A 22185-nucleotide genomic window follows, 5' to 3' on the forward strand; every position below is an offset into this window, starting at 1 on the left:
CTCAAAATCGCTGGAGCTGCATGACAAGGTCATCGGGCATTATCTGAACATAAAACACTATCAGTAAGTTGGAGTCATTACCATTTTTCTGATGGGCTTATTATTGGCCGGGCAGAGGTTACCGCCGCCCGGCCTGACGGTCTTAAACGATCGCGTTAGGGCACGCTTCGCCCTTATCAAGCTGCTGTAAATTCCCCAGCGTGGTTTCCGATATACTGATCAGCGCTTCGGCGGTCAGAAACGCCTGGTGGCCGGTGAACAACACGTTGTGGCAGGCCGACAGGCGACGGAACACGTCGTCCTGAATCACGTCGTTAGATTTATCTTCAAAGAACAGATCGCGTTCGTTCTCATACACGTCCATACCCAACGCGCCAATTTTTTGCGTTTTCAGCGCTTCGATAGCGGCCTGAGAGTCGATCAGTCCGCCGCGGCTGGTATTGATGATCATCACGCCGTCTTTCATCTGGTCGAACGCCGACTGGTTAAGCAGGTGATAGTTTTCCGGGGTCAGCGGGCAGTGCAGGGAGATAACATCAGACTGCGAGAAGAGCGTTTTCAGATCGACATACTCCACGCCCAGCTCCAGCGCAGCGGCGCTTGGGTACGGATCAAACGCCAGCAGGCGCATGCCAAATCCTTTCAGGATGCGTAGGGCGGCCACACCAATTTTGCCGGTACCGATCACGCCTGCGGTTTTACCGTACATGGTAAAGCCGGTCAGCCCTTCCAGAGAGAAGTTAGCATCACGGGTACGCTGATAGGCACGGTGAATACGACGGTTGAGCGACATCATCATCCCGACGGCATGTTCAGCCACGGCTTCCGGAGAATAGGCTGGGACGCGAACGACCTTCAGACCCAGCTCTTTGGCGGCATCGAGATCGACGTTGTTAAAGCCCGCGCAGCGCAGGGCAATGTATTTCACGCCCTGTTTTTTCAACTCTTCCAGCACCGGTCGGCTACCGTCGTCGTTAACGAAGATACACACGCCTTCGCAGCCGTGAGCGGTTTTAGCCGTCTTTTCTGTCAGCAGAAAGTCGAAAAATTCAAGATCGAAACCGTACGTCTCGTTAACATGTTGCAGATACTTTTTGTCGTACTGCTTTGTGCTATATACCGCGAGTTTCATAAGACTTTCTCCAGTGATTTTGGAACCACGTTAGCATGTTTAAAATTATCTTACAATTTTTCAAAATTCATTGAAATCAATAAGTTCTATGAATTATTGTAGAGCATCTACTCTTAAAAATGGCATTACCTTCAACTGACTGGCTAAACATGCGACAATGAGCGGCAAGAACGGCTTATTTTTTTCGCAAAATCAGGATATTAACTGCCCATGAAGGGTAAATACAAAGCCGCAATCGCGCTATTACTGCTGCTATTACTCGTGCCGCTGACGCTGCTGATGACGCTCGCCCAGTGGGTACCCACGCTCGCCGGGATCTGGCTCCCTGTTGGAACGCGCATCGCGTTTGAAGAAAGCCCACGGCTCACGCGCCACGCCCTGATCATCCCCGATCTCCGCTATCTGGTAGAAGAGTGCGAAATTGCCCGTGTGGAAAACGTGACCCTGTCACACCCCAGCCGTTGGGATCTGGATATTGGCGCACTTGAACTTAATTCTGTCTGCCTGAGCAAATTACCGCAGTCAGCGTCCTCAACGGTGGCGCCGAAAACGCTGGCGCAGTGGCAGGCCATCCTGCCCAACACCTGGCTGACCATCCACCGCTTTACCCTTTCTCCCTGGCAGCAGTGGGAGGGTGAGCTGCATGCTTCACTCACCCCAGCCCGCCAGGACATCACTTATAACGGCGAGCAGGTGAGCATTAAGGGGCAGTTGCGCGGCCAGACGCTCTCCATCAGCCAGTTCGATGTGCAACTGCCGGATCAGCCGCAGCCCGTGAAGCTGATCGGTGAATTTACCCTGCCGTTGGTACCGGACGGCGTGCCGGTGAAAGGGCATACGGTCGCGACCTTTAACGTGCCACAGTTATCCTCGCTGGTCGATGCCGATCTGGACTGGGAGGACAATCAGGGCCAGCTGGTGGTCATGGCGCGGGACAACCCCGATCCACTGCTCGATTTACCGTGGCAGATCGCCGCTCAGCAGTTAACCATCAGCGACGGACACTGGAACTGGTCAGCCTCCGGTATGCCGATGAGCGGTCTCGTCGCGCTGAAAGTGGATAACTGGCGGCAGGGGCTGGAGAAAGCCACCTTCACGGGGCGGCTCAACGTGCTGACCCAGGGGGATGCGGGGAAGGGCAACGCGGTGCTGAATATTGGTCCCGGCTCGCTCAGTATGGAAAACAGCGCTATGCCGTTGCACCTGAGCGGGGAAGCCAAGCAAAACGATCTGATCCTGTATGCCAGACTCCCGGCGAAGCTGACCGGCAGCCTTTACGATCCGCAGCTTACGTTTGAACCCGGCGCATTATTGCGCTCGCGCGGGCGCATCATCGACTCGCTGGATATCGATGAGATCCGCTGGCCGCTGGCAGGCGTGAAGCTCACGCAGAAGGGCGTGGACGGCCGCCTGCAAGCCATTCTGCGGGCGCATGAAAACGAGATGGGCGATTTTGAGCTGCATCTGGACGGCCAGGCTAACGACTTTTTACCGGACAACGGTTTGTGGCAGTGGCGCTACTGGGGTAAAGGGAATTTCACGCCGATGAATGCGCGCTGGGATGTCCGGGGAACCGGGGAGTGGCGCGACAACGTTATCGAACTGACCGATCTTTCCACGGGGTTCGACAAATTGCAGTACGGTACGATGCTGGTCAGCAAGCCGCGCCTGGTGCTGGATCACCCGGTGCGCTGGTCGCGGGACCCGGATAACCCCACCTTTAGCGGCGCGCTCGCGCTCAATGCCGGGCAAACAAGCTTCTCGGGCGGAAGCGTGCTGCCGCCGTCCGTTTTGACCTTCAGCGTTGACGGGACAGACCCGACGGTGTTCCAGTTTAAAGGGAACCTGCATGCGGACGACATCGGCCCGGTCCAGGTGAATGGACGCTGGGATGGCGAACGCCTTCGCGGTCAGGCCTGGTGGCCAAAACAGTCTCTTACGGTGTTCCAGCCGCTGATCCCGCCAGACTGGAAACTGACCCTGCGCGGCGGCGAAATGTACGCACAGGTGGCTTTCTCAGCGGCCTCCGATCAGGGGTTTGAGGCCGGGGGGCACGGGGTGCTGAAAGCGGGCAGCGCGTGGATGCCGGATAACGAAATCAACGGCGTTGATTTTGTTCTGCCGTTCCGCTTAAGCCAGGGTACCTGGTCGCTGGGCACGCGCGGGCCGGTAACGTTACGAATCGACGAGGTAAAAAACCTGGTCACAGCCCGAAATATCACCGCGGATCTCCAGGGCGATTATCCCTGGACCGAAGCGAACCCGCTCCTGCTCACCAACGTGAAGGTGGAAGCGCTCGGCGGGAAAATCACCATGCAGCAGTTGAGAATGCCGCAGCACGATCCGGCTTTACTACGCGTGGATAATATTTCCTCCAGCGAACTGATAAGCGCGGTGAATCCGAAGCAGTTTGCCATGTCCGGCCCGGTGAGCGGCGCGCTGCCGTTCTGGCTGGACAATGAAAAATGGATCATTAAAGATGGCTGGCTGACCAACCCGGGGCCGATGACGCTGCGCATCGATCAGGACACGGCGGATGCCATTGTGAAAGACAACGTGGTTGCCGGGGCGGCGATCAACTGGCTCCGCTATATGGAAATTTCGCAGTCGTGGACAAAACTCAATGTGGATAATCTGGGCGTGTTAACCATGCAGGCGGCCATTAAAGGCACCAGCCGCGTCGAGGGCAAAAGCAGTTTCGTAAACCTGAATTACACCCATGAAGAGAACATTTTTACCCTCTGGCGCAGCCTGCGCTTTGGGGACAATCTGCAAACATGGTTTGAGCAACATGCGGCGATACCCCTTCTCCGCGGTTCGACAGGCAAGGAAAGTGAGGAACAATAATGAAAAAGAGGGCTGGTGTACTCACCGTGGCCGTCGTCGCGCTGCTGTCAGGCTGCACGCCGCGCATTGAAGTGGCGGCGCCCAAAGAGCCGATCACTATCAACATGAACGTGAAAATTGAGCATGAAATCCATATCAAGGTGGATAAAGACGTTGAAGCCCTGCTGAAATCCCGCAGCGATCTGTTCTGAGGATGCCATGAAACGATTAGCTCTGATGTTACTGGCGCTGGGGATGAACGTTCACGCCGCCACGCTTACGCTCAACGATGCACGTGCCCAGGGGCGCGTAGGGGAAACCCTGAGCGGCTATCTTGCGCCCGTTCAGCACGACGCTGAAACCCTGGCGCTGGTGAGCCGTATCAACGCCGCACGCACGGAAAGTTACCAGCAGTTAGCTGACAGCAATAATTTGCCCGTCGACGAGGTGGCGAAAATGGCGGGACAAAAGCTGGTGGCGCGCGCCCAGCCGGGTGAATACGTGAAGGGGATTAACGGCAAGTGGCTAAAAAAGTAACTAGCGGTAACGCTTACGGTATTCGCCCGGCGAAACCCCGAAACGCTGCTTAAAGGCGGTGGAAAAATGGCTATGGTCGGTAAAGCCCCGGCTGTAGCCAATGCCCGCCAGCTTTTCGTCATCGCTGATGGAACGCAGCGCCTGAGCGCATAAATCGAGGCGACGGTTCTTAATATACTGCGCCACCACCAGCCCTTTCCCGGCAAACATGCGGTACAAGCTCCGCACGGACATGCCGCTCTCTGAGGCTATCCACTCCGGTCTTAACGCCTCCGACTGAATATGATCATCAATCAGGGACAGAACGTGGCGGAACTGACGCTCCTTGCGCGGCAGCACCTCGTGTTGCTGCTGGAAGGCCGGACGCAGCAGACACACCATCGCCTCCAGCGCCGCTTCGCTTTCGCTGGCGCTGAGATCGGCATTGCCCATGCTCTCCTGTAGCAGTCGGTAGCTCAGCTGTACGGTAGGCAGACTGCGGGAGAGGGGCAGCGCGCACCTCACTTCCTGAAAACGCGCGTGTTGCTCAATGATTTGTCGCGGGAGCAGCAGCGAAATCTGGCGGGAACGCTCCTGCCAGTAAATGGAGCACGGGCGGGAGGCGTCAATCAGCGTGATATCCCCGGCTTTCAGCATCGCGCGCTGGTTGTCCTGTTCGATTCCGGCGCTGCCTTCCAGCTGAAACACGGTGTAGAACCAGGCGTCGTTGCCGTTTTTGATCTCCTGACGGGTGCGAAAAAGGTTAACGCCTGCGGCGGTCACCGTGCTCAGCTTCAGACTTTGGGTATAGCTGGTTTCCAGTTCGCCGAGAAACGCCCCCTCTAACGGACGTGCCGCAAAGCGCCCACAAACCTGGTTAATTTGCGCCAGCCACTGCTGAAAATTGTCCTGTTCGCTTGCACACGCCATTGATGTTCTCCCTGCACCGTCACTGTTTTCGCATTGTTGCATTTATGTTGCATTTTGTCAGGGCTACGAGGCTGACTATAGGAAAGAACACTCAACGGTTACAGCGATATAAGCGGGAATTATCACGATTTGCGGAGCCTGTCACAGCTGACAAAGCGAATGTCACACAGACAAAAGCAGGAATGCGATTCCCCTCTTAGACTGCATACACACCCTGCGAAGCATAACGAAGGAGTATCCTATGTCCGAATCACACGTCGCCATCCTGCCAGGCGTGCAGCAGTTTTTAGATCGCCAGCACGGCCTGTGGATTGAAGGGCGTCAGGCGGCATCCGACAGCGAAAAGCGTCTGAACGTCTACAACCCGGCGACCGGAGAGGTTATTGCCTCCACCGCCGATGCCAGCGTCGATGATGTCGATCGTGCGGTGATGTCTGGCTGGCGCGCCTTTGTCGCCCGAAGCTGGGCAGGGCGTCTGCCGGCAGAGCGGGAACGCATCCTGCTGCGGTTTGCGGATCTGGTGGAACAGCATGGCGAAGAGCTGGCACAGCTCGAAACCCTGGAGCAGGGGAAATCCATTAACATCTCCCGCGCCTTCGAGGTGGGATGCACCCTGAACTGGATGCGCTACACGGCAGGGCTGACCACCAAAATTGCCGGTAAAACCCTCGATCTCTCGATTCCACTGCCGCAGGGCGCGCGTTATCAGGCGTGGACGCGTAAAGAGCCGGTGGGAGTCGTGGCGGGGATTGTGCCGTGGAACTTCCCGCTGATGATTGGCATGTGGAAAGTAATGCCCGCGCTGGCGGCAGGTTGCTCCATCGTGATCAAACCCTCGGAAACCACGCCGCTCACCCTGTTACGGGTGGCGGAACTGGCGAGCGAGGCGGGGATCCCGGATGGCGTGTTCAACGTGGTGACCGGTAGTGGCGCCGTCTGTGGCGCGGCGCTAACCTCGCACCCGCGCATTGCCAAAGTAAGCTTTACCGGTTCGACGGCGACGGGCAAGCAGATTGCCCGCGTGGCTGCGGATACGCTAACGGGCGTGACGCTGGAGCTGGGCGGCAAAAACCCGGCCATCGTGCTGAAAGACGCCGATCCGGCGTGGGTAATTGAAGGGCTGATGACCGGCAGCTTCCTGAATCAGGGGCAGGTCTGCGCGGCCAGCTCGCGTATTTATATTGAGGCTCCGCTGTTCGACACGCTGGTCAGCGGCTTTGAACAGGCCGTGAAATCTCTGAGCGTCGGGCCGGGCATGTCGCCGGATGCGTTTATCAACCCGCTGGTGTCGCGCGCCCATTGCGATAAGGTTCAGGCGTTCCTGGATGAGGCGAAGGCGCACAATGCGGAGCTGATCGCCGGGAACCGGGGGCCAGACGGCAAAGGCTATTACGTTTCGCCAACGCTGGTGGTCAACCCGGATAATCATCTGCGACTGACGCGTGAAGAGGTCTTCGGGCCGGTGGTGAACCTGGTTCGTGTGGACGACGGGGAAGAGGCGCTTCAGCTGGCGAACGACACTGAATATGGCTTAACGGCCAGCGTCTGGACGCAGAACATCAGTAAAGCGCTGGCGTACACCGACAGGTTACAGGCCGGAACCGTGTGGGTGAACAGCCACACGCTGATAGACGCCAACCTGCCGTTCGGCGGCATGAAGCAGTCTGGCACCGGGCGCGATTTCGGCCCCGACTGGCTGGATGGCTGGTGTGAAACCAAGTCGGTGTGTGTGCGGTATTAAAAAACGCCGGGTAAGGCGTAGCCGCCACCCGGCAATATTTAACGCGACCACCGATCCCGCCCGGCCTCCTTTGCCCTGTACAGCGCCGCATCGGCGCGGGCGATGATTTCCGGGCCGGCCAGTCCTGCGGTATAGCCGGCAATGCCCATACTCGCCGTCACACATTCACTCACCTTCGACGCGCTGTGCGCAATGGCTGCGGTGCGCAGGCCAGCCTGGATCCGCGCGGCGACTTTCTCAGCAACGCTTTCTTCGCAGTCAAAGAGGATCACCACAAACTCCTCACCACCGTAGCGCGAAACCACATCCTCTGGCGTGCGCACCGAGGTGTTCAGCACCTCTGCCACCCTCGCGAGACACGCATCTCCCGCCTGGTGACCATAGGTGTCGTTATACAGTTTGAAGTAATCGACATCCAGCATCAGCACCGCGAAGCGTTTGCCTTGCTCCACGGCGTTTTCCAGCACCAGCTCCATCGCCCGCCGGTTGGCCGTTTTCGTCAGCGGATCCTGATGAGCCAGCGCATCCAGCCGCGAAATTAAACGCTGATTCTGCTGGTTGCGACGCCACGCCTCTTCAAACCAACTCAACAGGATATAGCGCCCGCACACGAGAATGAAGGTGAACACCACCCACAGCCCGGCGAAGCGATAATTAATTTCCTGATTCAGCAGCATGCTGGCAACGGGCAGGCTTATCCATAGCGGAACGGTGAAGCAGAGCAGTGCCACCGGGTGAAAATAGAGCGCGGTCATACCGGCCATCAGCAGGGTAACGAATATCGGCCAGGGATGAGGAAGCTGTATCACGTTGATAAACCAGTAACAACTTATCGACCATAGCAGGCTACACATTAACAGCACCGCGCTGACGCCGCGGATGTGGCGCCAGGCCATTATTACCAGCGCCACGGAAAGGATGACTACCCCCAGCATGGAAGCGTCTATCATCTGCCGCAGAGGCGGGCTGATGTGCAGGAGGGCATCGATATGGCCGAAAAGCGAATTGCGCAGCAGGACCATAAGGGCAAAGCTGGCATTCACAAAGGCGAGCCACGGCAGGTTCACGGCCAGCCCGTGAACAACCATTGATTTACGGGTAGGCCATGTCGCAGGTTCTGGCGTTGCGTTGTGTCTTTTTTCCATTATGGTTTTCTTCCCGTCCGGTGGATAGCTCGCTAAAGCCAGGTAGTATTAACTATAAGCAGGCTCGATTATTCCTCAAATGTTTGCACAAAAAAACCGGGCATTGCGCCCGGCGTTTGCTTATTTTTGCTCGGCTTTTTTCTTGCCGAGCGTTGGCGTCTCGTCAAAGAAATTCCACGGCTTGAGCAACGTGTGCACCCATTCCGTCGGCATTATTGGCCACTCCTCGGCACGGGCGACATGGGTGGTGCCGGTGGTCATCCAGATGACGTTATCCTGGTCGTTCAGCGACTCGTTATCTTTGCTGTACTGGCCGAGGCCGGTATCGTGCGTGGAACGGTTCGGGTATTTTCCCTCCGGGTACATCTCGTCGGGATGGTAACGCGTTACCCACAGTTGTTTATCCATAAAGCTCAGGCGGTGATAAATCCACTCGTCCGGGGCAAACTTCGCGCCGGACGCTACCGGGTGTGTACCGCCCGCGTAAGGGATGATCTGATATGAGACCGGGTTGCCCATGCGGTTCTCTTTGCTGGTATTGCTCAGCAGGCGGATGGTGCCCGGGTCAAACTTCTGCGCCGCCTGCTGTTCGGTATCAATATCATACTGATTAACCTGCATGGTGCTGGTGCGCGGTCCGCCAGCGGTGTTCGGTTTGACGTCGGGATCCATGGCCACCAGCTTGTTGTTGATGCCGTCCACGTCCATATCCAGACGGAAGTTGTAGATGTGCTGGTGGGTGGTACCGACAATATTATGGTCGATCAGCGTTCCGTATCGGGTGTCATCCTTCGCGGTGGCATCATGCATGGTTTTCGTTTGCACGCCTTTCACCGCTTCAATGCCCGTAGCCCCTGCATCAATGCCGATAGTGCCGTTTTCGTGGAATACCCAGTCGAAGATGTAATCATAGTTACCCACGGTGCTGACCCAGCGCACCACCAGCTCGCGGCGTTCGGTGCTGATGTTGGGTTTTCCTAATTCCTGATGCTTATATTCCGGCCCGGCGTAACGCTCGAAAATGGCGATCGCCCGGGGGATCTCCATTGGCGCGCCGGTGTAATCCGGGATGGTTTCGTTGAGCATCACGGCGTTAGACGGAACATCCTTGCCGCGTACCAGCGGGGAGGTCAGGGTACCCATGCCGTAATCGCCGGAGTCCAGGTAGGCTTTAAAGTACCAGCCGATATCCGGGTCGCCGTACGGCACAATCATGCCGCCGAGCGACCCCTGATACATCACCTGTCGCTTTTTGCCGTTGTCGTTATAGGTCACGGTGGAGATTATCGGGCCGACGCGTGAGTCCAGGCTCAGATGAAAATCCCAGTTCTGCCAGTGCACCCTATCCCCGGTGATGGTGTAGTTCTTGCCTTCCGGCTCGATAATCTCCAGCGGTTTTTTCACCGTTTCAACGCGGTCACGGCCATCATAAGGGCGCGGCGTGAGCGGCACCGGCACGACCGGGCCTTCCTCAATCTTCTGGATTTTCTTCTGCTCGAGATCCACCACCGCAACCAGGTTTTCGATCGGGTGCGCCCAGTAGTTACCGTCGCCCACGTCGAGATAGCTGATCACTTTCAGCAGGCGGTCTTCCTGTTTCAGCCCATCCTTGCCGTCAAAAAAGCCGACGGTAAGCGGGGTGGTGATCACTTTCTTCGGGTCGGTAATGCCGCGCTTTTTCAGCACGGCGGCAAATTCCGGGCTTTCATTGATGATCTGCTGCACGGTATTGAAGTCATCCAGCAGCACCATGCCGTGCGCGTCTTTTATCGGCTCCCAGCGGAGGATCTTTTTCTCCTTCAGATCCACCCGGCTTTCGATGATGTGTTTACCATCAAGCATGATGATATTGGCCTGACGGGGCGCATCCACCGCCGTGCCGTTAAGCACAAAGTCCCAGACTTTGGCCTTTTCTGGCTCCGCCAGCGCAATCTGGGTAAAGCGGGTATTGGGTTTAAAATCCGCTGAGGCTTTCACGATTGCTACGGCCTGGTTGATTTCATCAGCCGTCAGCGCGTTTAACGGGTGGGGGCTTTTTTCAACCTGGAATGTCTGATCAAGACCGGACTGAAAGACATCGTTGATAAAGGTCTCCGGGATATACGCCTTATTGTTCTTCATCACCACGGGCACCTGGAGCGTCAGCGGTTTGCCGTTAACGATGGCGGTATTTGCGCCGGGTTTGACCTTCACAAAGGCACCGTCTTTGACGATGGTGAACATCTGGGCGTAATCATCCCACTGCACGTCCGCGCCAAACGCCTGAAGCGTTTTGTCCATCGGGACCATATGCGCCTCGCTGCCGTGAGCGTAAACAGGGGATTGCCAGGCGCAACAGAGCGCAACGGCCATGGCCAGTGCCGTTCTACGGGCAGAAAAAGAAGAATTGCTTCCCATCGCAGACCTCATCTTGTTGTGTTTATTGTGTAGTGTCAGCGTTATCCTGACAGGCGCGCACGAAAAGCGTTTGCCTGCATCTGCCAGGTTGTTTGTCAGTCTTGCCAGGTTAAAAAAGAGCGGGGGTACATCACACCCCCATGGCAGATAAAGTGCGCTTCAGTAAGGCGAGCTATCGAGATGCGTGCGGACATCAAAACCTACCGTCGTGAACGAATAAACCGTACCGCGAACGCGAAGATAAATGTCTCCATTTTTAATTGCCACTGAAGCTTTATCATCATCGGTGATCATGACGGGATTGATATTCTTAATGTTAGACATGAATTCTTCCGGACTTTTTTTCGCATCAAAGAGATAAATATGATACCTGTTTTTAGACAGTGAGCCCGTCTCAACCTGGGTGATGTAAAGAGTTAAACGATCGTTAACCTTGATTTTTTCCTGCAAATTTTCATACACGGTAAAAAGATCGCGGAAAGGGTATGCAATGAATATGAGAAAAATAAAGATAATAATTCCAGCTCGCCAGTTAAAAACCCGAACGTCGCGCATAATCTATTCCTGCCCTTATCCATAACTGATCGACTGGATCATCAACGTAATTATTATTGTTCTGGAATTTTGCAAATTCGGCAGGATCAATTAGGAGGCGAAGATTGTGTGTAAAGCCGGTGACTTCTATGCTTCCCTCACGGTAACGAACATCCACCGAGCCTGTAATTTTTGACCCACCATCGTCAGTTAAGAAAAGGTAAACAGGAATTGCCATAGTCTGTTAATCATCCATGTAATTTAACATGGTGATATTCCCGGCGATAAATAATAACCATGCTAACTATTTGGTCAACTTGCTTAGTGTTTCCGGTTGTAACTTATCCAAACCAGGCAGACTGGATGGTTCGATCAATCAAAGCCATCCAGTCCCTGTTTTACCTTCCGCTTATTTTGATGCGCTCAAACACTCGAGGCAGCAAGGTTAATGCCATTGCATTGATTAAAAGTCACCCTGCTGGCGCGCCACCAGCGTCAGGATGGAGTAGAGCGCCACGGCCTGCTGGTGCTGGTTGAAGATCTCCACAGCCCATTCCACCACGCCGGTGGGTTTTTCCTCGGCAGTGCGCTGTTTCTTCAGCGTTTTACGTTTACAGGTCAGGCGCACCTGAATGGTATCACCCGGCTTGACCGGCTCGATAAAGCGCAGGTTTTCCATGCCGTAGTTGGCAATAACCGGCCCAACTCCGGCATCGACAAACAGCCCCGCCGCGGCGGAAATCAGGAAATAACCGTGTACCACGCGCTCACCAAAAATCGACTCCGCCGCGCCAATTTTGTCCATATGGGCGTAGAAATGATCCCCGCTCAGGCAGGCAAAATTCACGATATCCGCTTCCGTCAGGGTACGACGCGGGGTCAGCAGGCTGTCGCCCGGCTGTAACTCCTCGAAGTATTTACGGAACGGATGAACGCGATCTTCCTGCACCTCCGCGCCACGGACCCACTGTTTACCGATCGCGGCGAGCATGGACGGGCTGCCCTGAATAGCCGTGCGCTGAAGATAGTGCTTCACAGCGCGCAGGCCGCCCAGCTCTTCGCCGCCGCCCGCACGTCCCGGACCACCGTGCACCAGCTGCGGCAACGGTGAACCGTGGCCGGTAGATTCTTTCGAGGATTCCTGGTTGAGGATCTGAATGCGTCCGTGGGCGCGCGCGGCACCAGCAATAAACTGCCGCGCCACGCGGGTATCTGCCGTAACCAGCGTTCCCGCCAGGCTGCCGCCGCCCGCCCGCGCCAGCTGCATGGCGTGCTCGGTGTTACGGCAGGGCATCAGGGTTGCGACGGGGCCAAAGGCTTCGGTGGCGTGAACGGCCGGGGTTTCGTCCGGCTGCGGGCAGAACAGCAGGGTGGGTGGGAAGAATGCGCCAGGCGCCTGCAAATCAGCTTTACCACCCAGACGGATCTGGCAGCCCGAGGCCAGCAGATGATCGACTTTTTCCTGCACGTCAGCACGTTGCTCACTGCTGACGAGAGCCCCCATCTTCACCCCTTCCTTGGCCGGATCGCCGACGACCACGTTCTCCAGCCGCGCAATCAGCGCCTGGCTGACGGCTTCAACCTGCGCTTCCGGCACGATGATGCGGCGGATGGCGGTACATTTTTGCCCGGCTTTGGCGGTCATCTCGCGCACCACTTCGCGGATAAACAGCGTAAACTCCGGCTGTTCCGGCGTCACGTCCTCACCCAGCACGCAGCAGTTAAGAGAATCTGCTTCCATGGTAAACGGAATGGAATGTGCGACGATATTCGGGTGGACGCGCAGGCTCTGCCCGGTGCTGGCCGACCCGGTAAACGTCACCACGTCCTGGCTGTCGAGGTGGTTCAGCAGATCGCCCGCGCCACCGCAGATCAGGCTGATGGCGCCGTCCGGCACCAGTCCGCTCTCCACGATCGCTTTCACCATCGCCTGAGTCACCTGCGCGGTGGCGGTGGCGGGCTTGATGACGGCGGGCATCCCGGCAAGCCAGGTGGGCGCGAGCTTTTCCAGCATCCCCCAGCACGGGAAGTTGAACGCGTTGATATGCACCGCCACGCCGGATTTCGACGTTAACACGTGACGTGCCGCAAAACCGCCTTCCTTCGACAGTGGGATCAGCTCATCCTCCGGCCACAGGGTATCGTCCGGCAGCTCACGGCTGCCGAGGCTTGCGTAGGTGAAGAGGGTGCCGATACCGCCTTCAATATCCACCCAGCTGTCAGCCTTCGTCGCGCCGGTCTGGGCTGACAGGGCATAAAACCGATCCTTCTGGCTCAGCAGATGTTTGGCCACCGCCTTCAGCATGGCGGCGCGCTCGATAAAGCTCATTGCGCGGAGCGCTTCTCCGCCGTGTTCAATGGCGTAACGGCGCGCGGCCGCCATATCCAGCCCTTCGCTGGTGACTTGATATAGCGTTTCCCCGCTGATGGCGTGGGTGATGGTGCGCTCGCGGCCCCGGCCTGATTGCCAGATGCCGGACAAGAAGCTGGCTAACTGCTGCATTTCTTCTCTCCAGATGTTTCGTGATTTCACTATAAATAGTTTGATCTCGAATCATAAAAATCAAGCTGAGTTTTAATGAATTGTTAACGTTGTGATCTGTATTGCTTGGCCTGACCAACAGAAAGCCTTGCGCCATCGGCCTTTCATGAAAAGGCTTGCGAGCGTCGTCACAAAATAAACAAACGCTTCTTGGGGTTATATTTAACCTTTGTGTAACTTTTAAGAAACCAAATGATTCACCATTTTGCTATTTGTGGTGATTTAACGAATCACAAAGGTGGTTATGTGACGCAAGAACAACGCTTTGAGCAACGCATCGCACAGGAGACGGCCATCGAGCCGCAGGACTGGATGCCGGATGCCTACCGCAAGACGCTGATCCGCCAGATTGGACAGCACGCCCACTCTGAGATTGTCGGCATGCTGCCGGAAGGGAACTGGATCACCCGCGCACCGACGCTGCGCCGGAAAGCCATTCTGCTGGCGAAGGTGCAGGATGAAGCCGGACACGGCCTGTACCTTTACAGCGCGGCGGAAACGCTGGGCTGCGCCCGGGAGGACATCTATCAAAAGATGCTCGACGGCAAGATGAAATACTCCTCCATCTTCAACTATCCGACCCTGAGCTGGGCCGATATCGGGGTCATTGGCTGGCTGGTGGACGGGGCGGCCATTGTGAACCAGGTGGCACTGTGCCGTACGTCTTACGGCCCGTATGCCCGGGCGATGGTGAAAATCTGTAAAGAAGAGAGCTTTCACCAGCGTCAGGGTTTTGAGGCCTGCATGGCGCTGGCGCAGGGTAGCGAAGCCCAGCGGCAGATGTTGCAGGACGCCATCAACCGCTTCTGGTGGCCCGCGCTGATGATGTTCGGACCCAACGACGACAACTCCCCAAACAGCGCCCGCAGTCTGGCCTGGAAGATCAAACGCTTTGGCAACGATGAGCTTCGCCAGCGCTTCGTGGACAACACGGTGCCTCAGGTGGAGATGCTCGGCATGACCGTGCCGGATCCCGACCTGCGTTTCGATGAAGAGAGCGGCCACTACCGCTTCGGCGAAATCGACTGGCAGGAATTTGACGAGGTGATCAACGGGCGCGGGATCTGCAACCACGAACGTCTGGCCGCAAAACGTAAAGCCTGGGACGACGGCGCATGGGTGCGTGAAGCCGCTCTGGCCCACGCGGAAAAACAACGCGCCCGCCAGGCCGCATAAGAGGAATCAACCATGAGCAACGTTTACTGGCCGTTATACGAAGTTTTTGTCCGTTCGAAGCAGGGGCTGTCGCACCGGCATGTAGGCAGCCTTCACGCTGCCGACGACCGCATGGCTCTGGAAAACGCGCGCGATGCCTATACCCGCCGCAGCGAAGGCTGTTCTATCTGGGTGGTGAAGGCGAGTGAAATCGTCGCTTCCCAGCCGGAAGAGAGCGGGGAGTTTTTCGATCCGGCGGAAAGCAAGGTCTACCGCCATCCGACGTTTTACACCATCCCTGATGGTATCGAGCATATGTGAGGTTGGGGATGAACAACGTATCTGCTTATGCCCTGCGTCTGGGCGACAACGGTCTGGTGCTCTCACAGCGTCTGGGCGCCTGGTGCGGCCACGCGCCGGAGCTGGAAATTGACCTGGCGCTCGCCAATATCGGCCTTGATCTGCTCGGGCAGGCGCGCAATTTCCTGACCTACGCCGCTGAACGGGAAGGTAAGGGTGATGAAGATACCCTGGCCTATGGCCGCGATGAGCGTCAGTTCCGCAATTTGCTGCTGGTGGAACAGCCAAACGGCAGCTTCGCCGACACCATTGCCCGTCAGTATCTGATGGATGCGTGGAACGTGGCGCTTTACGAGCGGCTGATCCACAGCAGCGACAGTCAGCTTGCCGCCATCGCGGCAAAAGCCATTAAGGAGGCGCGCTATCACCTGCGCTTTAGCCGCGGCTGGCTGGTGCGGCTGGGGGACGGAACAGAAACCTCCGCACAAAAAATGCAGCAGGCGGTGGATAGCCTGTGGCGCTTTACGGCTGAACTGTTCGACGCTGACGAGGTCGAGCTGGCGCTAATTAATGACGGCGTGGCGGTTGATCCGCGCGACCTGCGGGACCCGTGGGAGCGCGAAGTGTTTGCTGGCCTGGCGGAAGCCACCCTCCGCGTGCCCGAAGAGGTGGCGTATCGCACGGGCGGTAAGAAGGGGCTACATACCGAACACCTCGGGCCGATGCTGGCAGAGATGCAGTATCTCCAGCGCGTTTACCCCGGCCAGCAGTGGTAAAGGAGGACGCCATGCAACGCCTCGTCGACATCGCGCCTGCACAAATCCCGCAGATTTGGGCGCTGTTAAGCCAGATCCCCGACCCGGAAGTGCCGGTGCTGACCATCACCGACCTGGGCATGGTGCGCAGCGTGAAGGCACAGGGGGAAGGCTGGGTTATCGGCTTCACGCCAACCTATTCGGGCTGTCCGGCAACGGAGCATCTGCTGGGGGCGATCCGCGAAACCCTGACCGGAAACGGCTTTAGCCCGGTACATATTGTGCTGCAACTGGAGCCCGCCTGGACCACCGACTGGATGACCGACGATGCCCGCAGGCGCCTGCGTGAATATGGCATCAGCCCGCCTGTCGGCCATAGCTGCCATGCCCACGTTCCCGCGGAGGTGAGCTGCCCGCGCTGTGCGAGCACCGATACCTCGCTTATCAGTGAATTTGGATCCACGGCCTGCAAAGCGCTCTACCGCTGCAATACCTGCCGTGAGCCCTTCGACTATTTCAAATGTATTTGAGGCTGCCATGACAACGTTTCATTCATTAACAGTGGCAAAAGTGGAACCCGAAACCCGCGACGCGGTGACCATTACCTTCGCGGTGCCGCAGGCGTTACAGGAGGCGTACCGCTTCCGTCCCGGTCAGCATCTGACCCTGAAAGCCAGCCCTGGCGGGGATGAACTGCGCCGCTGCTACTCCATCTGCCGGAGCACTGCGTGCGGTGAGATCAGCGTGGCGGTCAAAGCCATCGAGGGCGGACGTTTTTCCCGCTATGCCCGGGACGAGATCAAACCGGGCATGGCGCTGGAGGTGATGGTGCCCCAGGGGCATTTTGGCTACCAGCCGCAGGCCGAACGCGAAGGCCATTATCTGGCGATTGCCGCTGGGTCCGGGATCACCCCGATGCTGGCGATTATGTCCGCTACGCTGGCCACTGAAGCCCACAGCCACTTCACCCTGATTTACGGCAACCGCAGCAGCCAGAGCATGATGTTCCGCCGGGCGCTGGCGGACCTGAAAGATAAATACCCGCAGCGTTTGCAGCTGATCGCCATCTTCAGCCAGGAGACGCTCGACAGCGATCTGCTCCATGGCCGCATTGACGGGGAAAAGCTCCAGGCGCTGGCAAAAACGCTGGTGAATTTCCGTCAGTACGATGAAGCCTTCATCTGCGGCCCGTCGGCGATGATGGAAGAGGCCGAAGCGGCGCTGCAAGCGCTGGGTATGCCGGAAAAAGCGATCCATCTTGAGCGCTTTAACACGCCGGGTACCGCCGTTAAACGGACAGCCAGCGTGCAGGCCGATGGCCAGAAGGTCACCGTCCGTCAGGACGGGCGCGACAGGGAGATCACCCTGACGGCGGACGACGAGAGCATTCTTGACGCGGCCCTGCGTCAGGGGGCGGATCTGCCTTACGCCTGCAAGGGCGGCGTATGCGCCACCTGCAAATGCAAAGTGCTGCGTGGGAAAGTCGATATGGCGACCAACTACAGCCTGGAGCCGGACGAGGTGGCCGCAGGCTATGTGCTGAGCTGTCAGGCGCTGCCGTTAACCGCCGACGTTATCGTCGATTTTGATGCGAAGGGGATGGCATGAGCGAACTGATTGTTACCCGTCATGGCCGCGTGTTGCAGCTAACGCTTAACCGTCCGGCGGCGCGCAACGCGCTCAACAATGCGCTGCTCCTGCAAATCGCGGAGCAGCTTGAGGCCGCCGCCGCGGATGCTGAGATCGCCGTCTGCGTGATGTACGGCAACGAACGCTGCTTTGCCGCCGGGGCCGATCTCAACGAAATGGCGGAGAAAGACCTGCCCGCCACCCTGAACGATATCCGTCCGCAGCTGTGGGCGCGGATCAACGCCTTCACCAAACCGCTGATTGCCGCCGTAAACGGCTTCGCGCTGGGGGCAGGCTGTGAGCTGGCGCTGCTCTGCGATGTCGTGATTGCTGGCGATAACGCCCGTTTTGGCCTGCCGGAAATCACCATCGGGATCATGCCGGGCGCAGGCGGCACCCAGCGGCTGATCCGCAGCGTAGGCAAATCGCTGGCCAGCAAAATGGTGCTGACGGGCGAAAGCATCACGGCGGTGCAGGCGCACAGCGCCGGGCTGGTCAGCGACATCTACCCGGCCTCGCTGACGCTGGAGTACGCCCTGAAGCAGGCGGCGCTGATGGCGCGCCATTCGCCGCTGGCGCTACAGGCGGCGAAGCAGGCGCTTCGCCAGTCGCAGGAAGTCCCGCTTCAGGCCGGGCTGGCGCAGGAGCGTCAGCTGTTTGCGCTGCTCGCGGCCACCGACGATCGCCGGGAAGGGATCAACGCCTTTTTACAAAAACGCACCCCAGACTTTAAAGGACGCTAATTGTGGAATCTATTCTGAGCCATGTTGAGCAGGGCGTAATGACCATTACGCTGAACCGCCCGGAGCGCCTGAACAGCTTTAACGACGTCATGCACCAGCAGCTTTCCGAATGCCTGAAGCAGGCCGAGCGCGATGACGCCATCCGCTGCCTGCTGATCACCGGGGCAGGACGCAGTTTCTGCGCCGGGCAGGATCTCAACGACCGTAACGTCGACCCGAACGGCCCGGCGCCCGATCTGGGCATGTCCGTTGAGACTTTTTACAACCCGCTGGTGCGCCGCCTGGCAAAACTGCCGAAGCCGGTGATTTGCGCGGTTAACGGCGTGGCGGCGGGCGCGGGGGCGACGCTGGCCCTCGGCTGCGACATGGTGATTGCGGCGCGCTCCGCCAGTTTTGTGATGGCCTTCAGCAAGCTCGGCCTCGTCCCGGACTGCGGCGGCACCTGGCTGCTGCCGCGCGTGGCCGGACGCGCCCGCGCCATGGGGCTGGCATTGCTGGGCGATAAGCTCAGCGCTGAGCAGGCACAGGCCTGGGGAATGATCTGGCAGGTGGTGGACGACGAGCAGCTCTCCGCCACCGCACAGCAGATGGCGCTGCATTTTGCCTCGCAGCCGACCTTTGGCCTGGGCTTGATCAAGCAGGCGATCAACGCCGCCGAAACCAACACCCTCGACGCCCAGCTTGATCTGGAGCGCGACTATCAACGCCTGGCCGGACGCAGCGACGACTACCGGGAAGGCGTCAGCGCGTTCCTGGCAAAACGCGCGCCGAACTTTACGGGGAAATAAGATGGTGAATATCCATACGGTCGCCGTCATTGGCAGCGGCACCATGGGCGCCGGGATTGCCGAAGTGGCAGCCAGCCACGGTCATCCGGTTCTGGTGTACGACATTGACGCAGCGGCGATTTCCCGCGCCGTCGACGGCATTCGCCAGCGGCTGTCCTCACGCGTTGCGCGTGGAAAACTCTCTGCCGACGCCGGGGAGCAGATCCTCGCCCGCCTGACGCCGGTGACGAATATCAGTGCTCTGGCGAAAGCCGATCTGGTGATCGAGGCGGCCTCCGAGCGGCTTGAAGTGAAAAAGGCGCTGTTTACCCAGCTGGCAGAGGTTTGCCCGCCGCAGACGCTGCTCGCCAGCAATACCTCGTCCATTTCCGTTACCGCGATTGCGGCGGAGATAAACCACCCTGAACGCGTCGCCGGGCTGCACTTCTTCAATCCTGCCCCTGTGATGAAGCTGGTGGAGGTGGTCAGCGGGCTGGCGACCTCACCAGAAGTGGCCGATGCGCTGTGCGAGCTGGCGCTGAGCTGGGGAAAGCAGCCGGTACGCTGCCAGTCCACGCCGGGGTTTATCGTCAACCGCGTGGCGCGCCCGTTCTACTCGGAAGCCTGGCGCGCGCTGGAAGAGCAGGTGGCAACGCCCGAGGTGATTGACGCCGCCCTGCGAGACGGCGGAGGCTTCCCGATGGGGCCGCTTGAGCTGACGGACATGATAGGTCAGGACGTCAACTTTGCCGTGACCTGCTCCGTGTTTAATGCCTTCTGGCAGGAGCGTCGTTTTCTGCCGTCGCTGGTGCAGCAGGAGCTGGTGCTGGCGGGGCGTCTGGGTAAGAAAAGCGGGCAGGGCGTTTACCGCTGGCTGGAGGAGAAACCCACCGTCAGCTGGCTCGCCCCGGTCAGCGACAGCTTCAACCCCATGCGCGTACAGCGAATAAGTGACGGTGTCACGGAAATTGACGATCTGTTGCTGATCGAAACGCAGGGTGAAACCGCGCAGTCGCTGGCGCTGCGCCACGGCTGCCCGGTGGTGGTGGTCGACCGCATCGAGCGGGATGTGGCCGTGATAGCCGCCGCACCCGGCAACCCGCACGCCGCCACGCAGAAAGCCATTTACTGGTTGCAGCACCAGCAGAAACGGGTGGTACAGATTGCCGATTACCCCGGTCTGCTGGTCTGGCGCACGGTAGCGATGATTGCCAACGAAGCGCTGGACGCCCTGCAAAAAGGGGTCGCCAGCGAGCAAGACATCGATACCGCCATGCGCTTAGGGGTCAACTATCCCTGCGGGCCCATCGCCTGGGGCGAGCGCCTTGGTTGGCAGCGTCTGTTAACGCTGCTGGAGAACCTGCAACGTCACTACGGCGAGGAACGCTATCGCCCCTGTTCACTGCTGCGCCAGCGTGCGCTTCTGGAGAGTAGCTATGAGTCATAACGCCTGGCATAACGCCCGCGCGATGTACGAACGGGACGCCTGCGCGCAGGCGATGGGGATGGACATTCTCGACATGGGCGAGGGCTACGCGGTGGTGACCATGACCATCACCCCGCAGATGCTCAACGGGCATAAAACCTGCCACGGCGGACAGCTGTTCTCGCTGGCCGATACCGCCTTTGCCTACGCCTGCAACAGTCAGGGGCTGGCGGCGGTGGCCTCAGGCTGCGCCATCGATTTTCTGCGTCCGGGCTTTGCCGGCGATAAGCTGACCGCTACCGCGCGGGTGAAGCATCAGGGCAAACTGACCGGCGTATACGACATTGAAATTCAGAACCAACAACAGAAAACCGTCGCTCTTTTTCGCGGGAAATCGCACCGCACTGGCGGCAGTGTGACAGGAGAAGCCTGATGCGTGACGCATTTATTTGTGAGGGTGTGCGTACCCCGGTCGGTCGCTACGGTGGAGGATTATCCAGCGTGCGTGCCGATGACTTAGGGGCCGTGCCGCTGCGTGCGCTGCTGGCGCGTTACCCGCAGCTCGATCTGGAGCGCATAGATGATGTGATCTTCGGCTGCGCAAATCAGGCCGGAGAGGATAACCGCAACGTAGCGCGCATGTTGTCGCTGCTGGCCGGGCTGCCTCAGACCGTTTCCGGTACCACCATTAACCGCCTGTGCGGCTCCGGTCTGGATGCCCTTGGCTTTGCGGCACGCGCCATTAAGGCCGGGGATGGCGATCTGCTGATCGCCGGTGGCGTCGAATCCATGTCCCGTGCGCCGTTCGTGATGGGCAAAGCCACCGCGGCGTTTCAGCGTCAGGCGGAGATCTTCGACACCACCATCGGCTGGCGATTTGTGAATCCGCTCATGCATCAGCAATACGGAACTGACAGCATGCCGGAAACGGCAGAGAATGTAGCGGAATTGTTAAATATAAGCCGTGCCGATCAGGATGCATTTGCCCTGCGCAGCCAGCAGCGCACCGCGCGGGCGCAGCAGAATGGCGTTCTGGCGCAGGAGATTATCCCGGTACAGGTGGCGGGGAAAAAAGGTGCCGTAACGGAAGTGAGCGTGGACGAGCATCCGCGCGCCGAAACCACCCTTGAACAGCTTGCCGCGCTGAAAGCTCCGTTCCGCAAGAACGGTGTGGTGACGGCGGGGAACGCCTCCGGCGTGAACGACGGGGCGGCGGCGCTGATTATCGCCAGCGAGCCGATGGCGCTTGCCCAGGGGTTAACCCCGCGCACCCGCATTGTGGCCATGGCGACCGCGGGCGTCGAGCCGCGTCTGATGGGATTAGGCCCGGTTCCCGCCACCCGTAAGGTGCTGGAACGTGCCGGACTCAGTATCACCGATATGGACGTCATTGAGCTTAACGAAGCCTTCGCCGCACAGGCGCTGGGCGTGCTGCGTCAGCTGGGTTTGCCGGATGACGCGGAGCATGTGAATCCGAATGGCGGGGCGATCGCGTTAGGTCATCCGCTGGGAATGAGCGGTGCCAGACTGGCGCTGGCCGCGAGCAATGAATTGCACCGACGCGGCGGGCGCTACGCGCTGTGTACGATGTGCATCGGTGTGGGTCAGGGCATTGCCATGATCCTTGAGCGTGTTTGAGCGAACAAT

General features: G+C 58.6%; 21 protein-coding genes and 1 pseudogene. 15 read left to right on the top strand and 7 right to left on the bottom strand.

Going from position 1 to position 22185, the window contains the following annotated elements:
- A partial coding sequence (locus ACOTYB_RS17725; protein ID WP_421765773.1) for an IS1 family transposase occupies positions 1-67 on the top strand: 67 nt, incomplete at its 5' end.
- Between the two features lie 75 nt (positions 68-142).
- Here ACOTYB_RS17725 and ACOTYB_RS17730 read toward each other — a convergent pair.
- Positions 143-1132 (bottom strand): 2-hydroxyacid dehydrogenase, encoded by a 990-nt coding sequence (locus ACOTYB_RS17730; protein ID WP_003857375.1) that lies wholly within the window; start codon positions 1130-1132, stop codon positions 143-145.
- A gap of 210 nt (positions 1133-1342) precedes the next feature.
- On the opposite strand from ACOTYB_RS17730, the gene ACOTYB_RS17735 reads away from it, so the two are divergent.
- The 3 genes from ACOTYB_RS17735 to ACOTYB_RS17745 are packed head-to-tail and all read left to right on the top strand — an operon-like array spanning position 1343 to position 4495.
- Positions 1343-3979 (top strand): YdbH family protein, encoded by a 2637-nt coding sequence (locus tag ACOTYB_RS17735; protein WP_220316874.1) that lies wholly within the window; start codon positions 1343-1345, stop codon positions 3977-3979.
- The gene (locus ACOTYB_RS17740; protein ID WP_003857369.1) at positions 3979-4170 is read left to right on the top strand and encodes a YnbE family lipoprotein; all 192 of its coding nucleotides are present in this window, start codon (positions 3979-3981) and stop codon (positions 4168-4170) included. The genes ACOTYB_RS17735 and ACOTYB_RS17740 overlap by 1 nt, the downstream gene beginning before the upstream one ends.
- Positions 4171-4177: 7 nt before the next feature.
- The gene (locus ACOTYB_RS17745) at positions 4178-4495 is read left to right on the top strand and encodes a YdbL family protein (protein WP_022651144.1); all 318 of its coding nucleotides are present in this window, start codon (positions 4178-4180) and stop codon (positions 4493-4495) included.
- On the opposite strand, the gene feaR is transcribed toward ACOTYB_RS17745, so the two are convergent.
- Positions 4496-5404 (bottom strand): transcriptional regulator FeaR, encoded by a 909-nt coding sequence (gene feaR / locus ACOTYB_RS17750; RefSeq protein ID WP_220153802.1) that lies wholly within the window; start codon positions 5402-5404, stop codon positions 4496-4498.
- A 241-nt stretch (positions 5405-5645) separates the two neighbouring features.
- Here feaR and ACOTYB_RS17755 point away from each other — a divergent pair, with 241 nt between their 5' ends.
- Positions 5646-7145 carry an aldehyde dehydrogenase family protein gene (locus ACOTYB_RS17755; RefSeq protein ID WP_022651146.1) on the top strand — a complete coding sequence of 500 codons (1500 nt, stop codon included), beginning with the start codon at positions 5646-5648 and terminating at the stop codon, positions 7143-7145.
- 38 nt (positions 7146-7183) lie between these two features.
- On the opposite strand, the gene ACOTYB_RS17760 is transcribed toward ACOTYB_RS17755, so the two are convergent.
- The 5 genes and pseudogenes from ACOTYB_RS17760 to paaZ form a co-directional block, all read right to left on the bottom strand.
- Positions 7184-8290 (bottom strand): GGDEF domain-containing protein, encoded by a 1107-nt coding sequence (locus ACOTYB_RS17760; RefSeq protein WP_220153803.1) that lies wholly within the window; start codon positions 8288-8290, stop codon positions 7184-7186.
- Between the two features lie 120 nt (positions 8291-8410).
- Positions 8411-10687, bottom strand: coding sequence for a primary-amine oxidase (tynA, locus tag ACOTYB_RS17765; RefSeq protein WP_126525027.1), 2277 nt, complete (start codon positions 10685-10687; stop codon positions 8411-8413).
- A 159-nt stretch (positions 10688-10846) separates the two neighbouring features.
- The gene (locus ACOTYB_RS17770) at positions 10847-11242 is read right to left on the bottom strand and encodes a hypothetical protein (protein ID WP_022651150.1); all 396 of its coding nucleotides are present in this window, start codon (positions 11240-11242) and stop codon (positions 10847-10849) included.
- A gap of 85 nt (positions 11243-11327) precedes the next feature.
- Positions 11328-11459 (bottom strand): annotated as a pseudogene (locus tag ACOTYB_RS17775) (type VI secretion system tube protein Hcp); the annotation flags it as partial.
- A 225-nt stretch (positions 11460-11684) separates the two neighbouring features.
- Complete coding sequence (gene paaZ, locus ACOTYB_RS17780) at positions 11685-13724, bottom strand: phenylacetic acid degradation bifunctional protein PaaZ (protein WP_220153804.1); 2040 nt, start codon at positions 13722-13724, stop codon at positions 11685-11687.
- 285 nt (positions 13725-14009) lie between these two features.
- Between paaZ and paaA the strand changes: the two genes are divergently transcribed.
- Genes paaA through pcaF form a run of 10 tightly spaced genes read left to right on the top strand, consistent with a single transcriptional unit; the run spans position 14010 to position 22176 of the window.
- Entirely contained in the window at positions 14010-14939 is a 930-nt protein-coding gene (paaA, locus tag ACOTYB_RS17785; RefSeq protein WP_003857355.1) for a 1,2-phenylacetyl-CoA epoxidase subunit PaaA, read from the top strand.
- Between the two features lie 12 nt (positions 14940-14951).
- On the top strand, positions 14952-15239 hold the full coding sequence (paaB, locus tag ACOTYB_RS17790; RefSeq protein WP_003857353.1) for a 1,2-phenylacetyl-CoA epoxidase subunit PaaB: 288 nt from the start codon (positions 14952-14954) through the stop codon (positions 15237-15239).
- Positions 15240-15247: 8 nt separating this feature from the next.
- Positions 15248-15994, top strand: coding sequence for a 1,2-phenylacetyl-CoA epoxidase subunit PaaC (gene paaC, locus ACOTYB_RS17795; protein ID WP_220153805.1), 747 nt, complete (start codon positions 15248-15250; stop codon positions 15992-15994).
- A gap of 11 nt (positions 15995-16005) precedes the next feature.
- Complete coding sequence (gene paaD, locus ACOTYB_RS17800; protein WP_003857347.1) at positions 16006-16503, top strand: 1,2-phenylacetyl-CoA epoxidase subunit PaaD; 498 nt, start codon at positions 16006-16008, stop codon at positions 16501-16503.
- A gap of 7 nt (positions 16504-16510) precedes the next feature.
- The gene (gene paaE / locus ACOTYB_RS17805; RefSeq protein ID WP_220153806.1) at positions 16511-17581 is read left to right on the top strand and encodes a 1,2-phenylacetyl-CoA epoxidase subunit PaaE; all 1071 of its coding nucleotides are present in this window, start codon (positions 16511-16513) and stop codon (positions 17579-17581) included.
- Positions 17578-18345: a 2,3-dehydroadipyl-CoA hydratase PaaF gene (gene paaF, locus ACOTYB_RS17810; protein WP_045350638.1), complete on the top strand. Its 768-nt coding sequence runs from the start codon at positions 17578-17580 to the stop codon at positions 18343-18345. Before paaE ends, paaF begins: the two co-directional genes overlap by 4 nt.
- The gene (gene paaG / locus ACOTYB_RS17815; protein WP_220153871.1) at positions 18345-19133 is read left to right on the top strand and encodes a 2-(1,2-epoxy-1,2-dihydrophenyl)acetyl-CoA isomerase PaaG; all 789 of its coding nucleotides are present in this window, start codon (positions 18345-18347) and stop codon (positions 19131-19133) included. The genes paaF and paaG overlap by 1 nt, the downstream gene beginning before the upstream one ends.
- Position 19134: 1 nt before the next feature.
- Positions 19135-20559, top strand: coding sequence for a 3-hydroxyacyl-CoA dehydrogenase PaaH (gene paaH / locus ACOTYB_RS17820; RefSeq protein WP_220153808.1), 1425 nt, complete (start codon positions 19135-19137; stop codon positions 20557-20559).
- Positions 20549-20971, top strand: coding sequence for a hydroxyphenylacetyl-CoA thioesterase PaaI (paaI, locus tag ACOTYB_RS17825; protein WP_003857335.1), 423 nt, complete (start codon positions 20549-20551; stop codon positions 20969-20971). The genes paaH and paaI overlap by 11 nt, the downstream gene beginning before the upstream one ends.
- On the top strand, positions 20971-22176 hold the full coding sequence (gene pcaF / locus ACOTYB_RS17830) for a 3-oxoadipyl-CoA thiolase (RefSeq protein ID WP_220153809.1): 1206 nt from the start codon (positions 20971-20973) through the stop codon (positions 22174-22176). The genes paaI and pcaF overlap by 1 nt, the downstream gene beginning before the upstream one ends.
- Positions 22177-22185: the final 9 nt, after the last annotated feature.

Origin of the sequence: Enterobacter cloacae complex sp. IR5450, assembly GCF_049238665.1 — a bacterium.
Classification (GTDB): Bacteria; Pseudomonadota; Gammaproteobacteria; order Enterobacterales; family Enterobacteriaceae; genus Enterobacter; species Enterobacter hormaechei_C.

Bases quoted from the DNA above. Each gene is read 5' to 3' on its own strand.
- paaD (WP_003857347.1), top strand. From the start codon at position 16,006: ATGCAACGCCTCGTCGACATCGCGCCTGCACAAATCCCGCAGATTTGG.
- pcaF (WP_220153809.1), top strand. From the start codon at position 20,971: ATGCGTGACGCATTTATTTGTGAGGGTGTGCGTACCCCGGTCGGTCGC.
- ACOTYB_RS17760 (WP_220153803.1), bottom strand. From the start codon at position 8,290: ATGGAAAAAAGACACAACGCAACGCCAGAACCTGCGACATGGCCTACC.
- paaB (WP_003857353.1), top strand. From the start codon at position 14,952: ATGAGCAACGTTTACTGGCCGTTATACGAAGTTTTTGTCCGTTCGAAG.
- paaE (WP_220153806.1), top strand. From the start codon at position 16,511: ATGACAACGTTTCATTCATTAACAGTGGCAAAAGTGGAACCCGAAACC.
- ACOTYB_RS17740 (WP_003857369.1), top strand. From the start codon at position 3,979: ATGAAAAAGAGGGCTGGTGTACTCACCGTGGCCGTCGTCGCGCTGCTG.
- ACOTYB_RS17735 (WP_220316874.1), top strand. From the start codon at position 1,343: ATGAAGGGTAAATACAAAGCCGCAATCGCGCTATTACTGCTGCTATTA.
- ACOTYB_RS17770 (WP_022651150.1), bottom strand. From the start codon at position 11,242: ATGCGCGACGTTCGGGTTTTTAACTGGCGAGCTGGAATTATTATCTTT.
- paaI (WP_003857335.1), top strand. From the start codon at position 20,549: ATGAGTCATAACGCCTGGCATAACGCCCGCGCGATGTACGAACGGGAC.
- paaF (WP_045350638.1), top strand. From the start codon at position 17,578: ATGAGCGAACTGATTGTTACCCGTCATGGCCGCGTGTTGCAGCTAACG.
- ACOTYB_RS17745 (WP_022651144.1), top strand. From the start codon at position 4,178: ATGAAACGATTAGCTCTGATGTTACTGGCGCTGGGGATGAACGTTCAC.
- paaC (WP_220153805.1), top strand. From the start codon at position 15,248: ATGAACAACGTATCTGCTTATGCCCTGCGTCTGGGCGACAACGGTCTG.
- paaH (WP_220153808.1), top strand. From the start codon at position 19,135: ATGGTGAATATCCATACGGTCGCCGTCATTGGCAGCGGCACCATGGGC.
- ACOTYB_RS17755 (WP_022651146.1), top strand. From the start codon at position 5,646: ATGTCCGAATCACACGTCGCCATCCTGCCAGGCGTGCAGCAGTTTTTA.
- tynA (WP_126525027.1), bottom strand. From the start codon at position 10,687: ATGGGAAGCAATTCTTCTTTTTCTGCCCGTAGAACGGCACTGGCCATG.
- feaR (WP_220153802.1), bottom strand. From the start codon at position 5,404: ATGGCGTGTGCAAGCGAACAGGACAATTTTCAGCAGTGGCTGGCGCAA.
- ACOTYB_RS17730 (WP_003857375.1), bottom strand. From the start codon at position 1,132: ATGAAACTCGCGGTATATAGCACAAAGCAGTACGACAAAAAGTATCTG.
- paaZ (WP_220153804.1), bottom strand. From the start codon at position 13,724: ATGCAGCAGTTAGCCAGCTTCTTGTCCGGCATCTGGCAATCAGGCCGG.